Origin of the sequence: Actinophytocola sp., from assembly GCF_036402745.1 — a bacterium.
Taxonomy (GTDB): Bacteria; Actinomycetota; Actinomycetes; order Mycobacteriales; family Pseudonocardiaceae; genus Actinophytocola.
Genome location: NZ_DASWSJ010000419.1, coordinates 1 through 6,224, shown reverse-complemented (window position 1 = coordinate 6,224; position 6,224 = coordinate 1). Strand labels below are relative to the sequence as shown.

Here is a 6,224-nt window from a genome sequence, read left to right as displayed (position 1 = left end):
TCCCGGCCGGCGACCCTGCGGCGGCGCCGCTGGGTGCCCAGTCCCTCCCCGGCAACACGGCGACGGTGCCTGCCGGCTGACCGGTCACCCGCGAGCTAGGCTTGCGGCCATGATCGCAGGTCACGTGTACAGCCAGGCCCCTCGCTGCGGGGAGTGCGGCGGCCGCGCCCTGCTGATCGAGGAGGCGGCGCAGGCGTTGGCCAAGGAGTCCCTCGGCCGGCTGGTGGCGCGCCGCTGCCCGCAGGAGGACGGCTGGCACGTCCACGACCCCGCCACCGAGACCTGATCGACCGCGGCTCGCTCGCGCGGCACTGTTCCCCTACTGGCGGGCCTGTAGTACTGACCTGCTGGCCTGCCGGATCCGGCACGAGCTGCCGCAAAGTTGGACGGTGGACCAGGGTCGGCCGGCTCGCCGAGGCGGGTGTTGCGGGCGAAGTCGTTGCGCGGCGGCAGGTGCGTGGCCGCCGGCGTGGCCTAGTTCTGCGGGGTCAGGGCGCGCTTCGCGGTCGCCGTGACGCCGTCGGTGAAGCCTCGGCAGTATTCCCAGCTCACGTAGGCGGACGGGTTGGGGTCGAAGGCCGGCTCGTGGGGGCGCATGCGGCCGTCGTTCAGGAGCTGCTCCAAGGAGGCGCGTAGCAGGGCCCAGTCGTGGTAGTGCGGCTCCTGGCACTCGGCGCAGTCGACGACCACGCCGCGGACCGCGCGTTGTTCCAGCAGCGACTGATAGACCGCCAGGTCCCGCAGGTCGGCGAGCAGCTCGGCGCGCTCCTGTGGCGTCACCGGCTCCTCGGACGGCTCGTCGGAGCTGTCGAACGCCCACACGGGGTCGTTCGGGTCGCCGGCGAACGGGTCTGGCGGCAGTGCGTCGTCCCTCACGACCTCGCACGGTACCGGGCCGACCCCCCGAGCGGTCCAGATACCATGGGTTATCGGTGTCCAGCCTGCGAAAACGGAAGGTCCGCATGACCACCGCTGAGGGAGTCCCGGCCAAGTTCGCCACGCTCGGGCTCACGTTCGACGACGTGCTGCTCCAGCCGTCCGAGTCCGATGTCGTGCCGTCCGAGGTGGACACCAGCACCAGGCTCACCCGCAACGTCACACTGCGCATCCCGCTGGTCAGTGCCGCCATGGACACGGTCACCGAGGCCCGCATGGCCATCGCCATGGCTCGGCAGGGGGGCATCGGCATCCTGCAGCGCAACCTGTCCATCGAGGAGCACGCGCGCCAGGCCGAGACCGTCAAGCGCTCCGAGGCCGGCATGGTCACCGACCCGGTCACCTGCCTGCCCACGGCCACGCTCGCCGAGGTCGACGCGCTCTGCGCCCGCTACCGCATCTCCGGCGTCCCGGTCACCGACGCCGAGGGCGCCCTCGTCGGCATCATCACCAACCGCGACATGCGCTTCGAGGTCGACCACACCAAGCAGGTCAGCGAGGTCATGACCAAGGGCCCGCTGGTCACCGCCCAGGTGGGCGTGTCGGCGGACGCGGCGCTCGGTCTGCTGCGCCGGCACAAGGTCGAGAAGCTCCCGATCATCGACGGCGCCGGCAAGCTCCGCGGGCTCATCACCGTCAAGGACTTCGTCAAGACCGAGCAGTTTCCCAACGCCACCAAGGACCCCGACGGCCGGCTCATCTGCGGGGCCGCGGTCGGCGTCGGTGACGACGCCTACAAGCGCGCCATGACCCTGGTCGACGCGGGCGTCGACGTCCTCATGGTCGACACCGCGCACGGCCACTCGCGCGGGGTCATCGAGATGGTCCGCGGGCTCAAGAAGGAGCTCGGCGACGCGGTCGACATCGTCGGCGGCAACGTCGCCACCCGGGCCGGCGCGCAGGCGCTGGTCGAAGCGGGCGCGGACGGCGTCAAGGTCGGCGTCGGCCCCGGCTCCATCTGCACCACCCGCGTCGTCGCCGGCGTCGGCGTCCCGCAGATCACCGCCATCTACAACGCCGACCTCGCCTGCCGCCCGGCCGGCATCCCCGTCATCGGCGACGGCGGCATCCAGTACTCCGGCGACATCGCCAAGGCCATCGCGGCCGGCGCGTCCGCGGTCATGCTGGGCAGCCTGCTGGCCGGCACCGCCGAGGCGCCGGGCGACGTCATCCTGGTCAACGGCAAGCAGTTCAAGACCTACCGCGGCATGGGCTCGCTCTCGGCCATGCAGTCCCGCGGCGAGGCCCGGTCCTACTCCCGCGACCGCTACTTCCAGGACGACGTCCTCAGCGAGGACAAGCTCGTGCCGGAGGGCGTGGAGGGCCGGATCCCCTTCCGCGGCCCGCTTTCCCAGGTCGTGCACCAGCTGGTCGGCGGCCTGCGCTCGGGCATGGGCTACACCGGCTCGCACACGGTCGTCGAGCTGCAGAACGCCCAGCTCGTGCGCATCACCGCGGCCGGGCTCAAGGAGAGCCACCCGCACGACGTGACGATGACCGTCGAGGCCCCCAACTACACCACGCGCTGACCGGCGCCACCGGAAGGACAGACCACAGTGCGCGATCTTGTCGAGATCGGCATGGGCCGGACGGCCCGGCGTGCCTACGGGCTGGACGAGGTGGAGATCGTGCCGTCGCGCCGCACCCGCTCGTCCCAGGACGTGTCCACCGGGTGGCAGATCGACGCCTACCGGTTCGACATCCCGCTGATCACCCACCCCACCGACGCGATCGTCTCGCCCGCCACGGCGGTCGCCGTCGGCGGGCTCGGCGGGCTGGGCGTGCTCAACGCCGAGGGCCTGTGGGCCCGGCACCCCAACGTCGACGAGGCGCTCGCCAAGATCGAGGACGCGGCCGACGACCTCGACTCGACCGACGACCTCACCGCGCTCACCCGGGTCCTGCAGGAGCTGCACGCCGCGCCCATCCGCCCCGAGCTCATCGCCGAGGCCGTCAAGCAGGTCACCGCGGCCGGCGTCACCGCGGCCGCGCGGGTCAGCCCGCAGCGGGCCGCCCAGCTCACCCCCGACCTGCTCGCGGCGGGCGTCGAGATCCTTGTCGTGCAGGGCACCATCGTCTCCGCCGAGCACGTGTCCAAGGGCGGCGAGCCGCTCAACCTCAAGTCGTTCATCGCCGACCTCGACGTCCCCGTCATCGCCGGCGGCGTCCACGACTACCGCACCGCCATGCACCTCATGCGCACCGGCGCGGCGGGCGTCATCGTCGGCTACGGCTCGGGCGAGGTCACCACCACCGACAGCGTGCTCGGCATCGGCGTCCCCATGGCCACCGCCATCGTCGACGCGGCCGCCGCCCGGCGCGACTACCTCGACGAGACCGGCGGCCGGTACGTGCACGTCATCGCCGACGGCGGCATCGAGTGCAGCGGCGACATCGCCAAGGCCATCGCCTGCGGCGCCGACGCGGTGATGCTCGGCTCCCCGCTCGCGTTCGCCAAGGAGTCGCCCGGGCAGGGCCTCTACTGGACCGCCGCGGCCGCGCACCCGTCGCTGCCGCGCAGCCGGGTCGCGCCGGTGGCCGACGCCGGCGAGCTCGTCGACCTGCGCACGCTGCTGTTCGGGCCCTCCTCCGACGCCGAGGGCCTGATCAACCTGTTCGGCGCGCTGCGCCGGGCCATGGCCAAGTCGGGTTACTCCGACGTCAAGGAGTTCCAGAAGGTCGGCCTCACGGTGCGCTCGTGAGCACCCGCCGCGAGGTCGTCGCGTCCCGCGAGCACGTCGCGCTCGCCGAGGTGCTCGACGGCGACAAGGAATGGCTCGACCAGCAGGACGACGGCGCCTACGACGTCGACCACGACGACCGGCCGCGGCCGGTGCACGTCGAGGTCCACCGGCTGGTCGTCGTCGACCTCACCGACGGCGAGCTGGTCGGGCAGGTCAACTGGCACGCGGTCGGGCACGGCCGGACCCGGGCGTGCGCCGCGTGGAACATCGGGATGGGGCTGCTGCCGGCCGCGCGCGGGCGCGGGGTGGGGGCGCACGCGCTGCGGCTGGTGGCCGAGCACCTGTTGCGCACCACCGACCTCGACCGGCTCGAGGCCAGCACCGACCTGGAGAACGTGCCGGCGCAGCGGGTGCTCGCCAAGGGCGGGTTCCGCGCCGAGGGTGTGCTGCGCGGGGCGCAGCTGCGGGGTGGGCGGCGGCGGGACATGATGCTGTTCAGCCTGCTGCGGTCCGACCTGGTCGCGCCGGCCTCGGCCGAGGCCAGGCGGGAGATCGTGATCTCGCGCGACGGCGTGGCGCTGGCCCAGCCGGTGGCCGGCGAGCGCGAGAAGTTCTACGTCGACGCGGCCGGCGACTTCGAGGTCGACCGGGACGACCGGCCGCGCATCGCCGGTCCCGTGCGCAGCTCGCTGCTCAGCGTGCTCGATGCCTCGACCGGGGCGCTGCTCGGTGGGGTCAGCTGGCATGCGGTCGACTACGGCGGCACGCTTGGTTGTTCGGCGTGGAACATCGGGATCGGGTTGTTGCCCGAGGCGCGCGGGCGTGGGGTGGGGACGGTCGCGCAGCGGTTGCTGGCCGAGTATCTGTTCGCCACCACCGAAGTTGATCGGATCGAGGCGGGCACCGACGTCGAGAACGTCGCCGAGCAGCGGGCGTTGGAGGGGGCCGGGTTCCGGCGTGAGGGTGTGTTGCGGGGGGCGCAGTGGCGTGGTGGGGAGCGGCACGATCTCGCGCATTACGGAAAGCTTCGTACTGACGAGTAGCTTTCGTCGGCGAGGGGAACTAGCCTCGGCGCATGGACTACGACGTCGTGGTTGTCGGTTCCGGTTTCGGCGGCAGTGTGGCGGCGCTGCGGCTCACCGAGAAGGGCTACCGGGTCGCGGTGATCGAGGCCGGGCGCCGGTTCGCGGACGACGAGTTCGCCAAGACGTCCTGGGACCTGCGCAGATACCTCTGGGCGCCCGCGCTGGGCTGCTACGGGATCCAGCGCATCCACCTCCTCAAGGACGTGATGATCCTCGCCGGCTCCGGCGTCGGCGGCGGCTCGCTCGTCTACGCCAACACGCTCTACCGGCCGCTCAAGCCCTTCTACGCCGACCGGCAGTGGGCGCACATCACCGACTGGGAAGCCGAGCTCGCACCGCACTACGACCAGGCGTCGAAGATGTTCGGCGTCGTCACCAACCCGACCATCACGCCGTCCGACGAGGTGATGCGGAAGGTCGCCGTCGACCTCGGGGTCCCGGAGACCTTCCACCCCACGCCCGTCGGCGTCTACTTCGGCTCGCCCGGGCAGACGGCGCCCGACCCGTTCTTCGGCGGCGCCGGGCCCGCGCGCACCGGGTGCACGGAATGCGGCGCGTGCATGACCGGGTGCCGGGTCGGCGCCAAGAACACGCTCGTGAAGAACTACCTCTACCTCGCCGAGCAGGCCGGTGCGAAGGTCCTTCCGCTCACCACGGTCACCGCCGTGCGCCCGCGCGACGGCGGGTTCGACGTCGACCTGCGCCGGACCGGCCGCCGGGTGCGCACCACGATCACCGCGTCGCAGGTGGTGCTGGCCGCCGGGACGTGGGGGACGCAGCGGCTGCTGCACTCGATGCGCGACACCGGTGCGCTGCCCGCGCTCTCGCCCCGGCTCGGCGAGCTGACCCGCACCAACTCGGAGTCGATCATCGGCGCGGCCCGCGCGTCGGTCGATCCGCAGCGCGACTTCAGCCGCGGTGTGGCGATCACGTCGTCCATCCATCCCGACGAGATCACCCACATCGAGCCGGTCCGCTACGGCAAGGGCAGCAACGCGATGGGGCTGCTGCAGACCATCGCCACCGACGGCGCGTCGTCGGTGCCGCGCTGGTTGCAGGCGGTGCGGTTCCTGGCCCGGCATCCGGTGCGGTCGGCGCAGCTGCTGCGGGTGCACCGGTGGAGCGAGCGGACGGTGATCCTGCTGGTGATGCAGAGCCTGGACAACTCGATCACCACGTACACCAGGCGCGGCCTCTTCGGCCGGCGCAAGTACACGTCCCGCCAGGGCCACGGCGAGCCCAACCCGACCTTCATCCAGAAGGGCCAGGACGCCAACCAGTCCGCGGCCCGGCACATCGGCGGGATGGCCGGCGGCACGTGGGGCGAGGTGTTCAACATCCCGCTGACCGCGCACTTCATCGGCGGCTGTCCGATCGGGTCGTCGGTCGCGTCCGGCGTGATCGATCCCTACCACCGGGTCCACGGGTATCCCGGACTGTCCGTTGTGGACGGATCGGCCATCTCGGCGAACCTCGGGGTGAACCCGTCGCTCACGATCACCGCGCAGGCCGAGCGGGC

6 protein-coding genes are annotated in these 6,224 nt (G+C 72.1%); 5 read left to right on the top strand and 1 reads right to left on the bottom strand.

Annotation, left to right across the window (positions count from 1 at the left end):
- The first annotated feature begins 109 nt into the window (after positions 1 to 109).
- Positions 110 to 286 carry a hypothetical protein gene (locus VGD70_RS36430; RefSeq protein WP_331089657.1) on the top strand — a complete coding sequence of 59 codons (177 nt, stop codon included), beginning with the start codon at positions 110 to 112 and terminating at the stop codon, positions 284 to 286.
- Positions 287 to 474: 188 nt separating this feature from the next.
- Here the strand turns inward: VGD70_RS36430 and VGD70_RS36425 are convergent, their stop codons facing one another.
- Entirely contained in the window at positions 475 to 876 is a 402-nt protein-coding gene (locus tag VGD70_RS36425; RefSeq protein WP_331089655.1) for a DUF5319 domain-containing protein, read from the bottom strand.
- A gap of 86 nt (positions 877 to 962) precedes the next feature.
- Here VGD70_RS36425 and guaB point away from each other — a divergent pair, with 86 nt between their 5' ends.
- From guaB to VGD70_RS36405, 4 genes are all read left to right on the top strand, one after another.
- A complete protein-coding gene (gene guaB / locus VGD70_RS36420) occupies positions 963 to 2,465 on the top strand; it encodes an IMP dehydrogenase (protein ID WP_331089653.1) in 1,503 nt (500 codons plus the stop codon).
- 27 nt (positions 2,466 to 2,492) lie between these two features.
- Positions 2,493 to 3,638, top strand: coding sequence for a GuaB3 family IMP dehydrogenase-related protein (locus VGD70_RS36415; RefSeq protein WP_331089651.1), 1,146 nt, complete (start codon positions 2,493 to 2,495; stop codon positions 3,636 to 3,638).
- A complete protein-coding gene (locus VGD70_RS36410) occupies positions 3,635 to 4,663 on the top strand; it encodes a GNAT family protein (protein ID WP_331089649.1) in 1,029 nt (342 codons plus the stop codon). Before VGD70_RS36415 ends, VGD70_RS36410 begins: the two co-directional genes overlap by 4 nt.
- Positions 4,664 to 4,695: 32 nt before the next feature.
- The coding region (locus VGD70_RS36405; protein WP_331089647.1) for a GMC family oxidoreductase at positions 4,696 to 6,224 on the top strand (1,529 nt) is incomplete at its 3' end.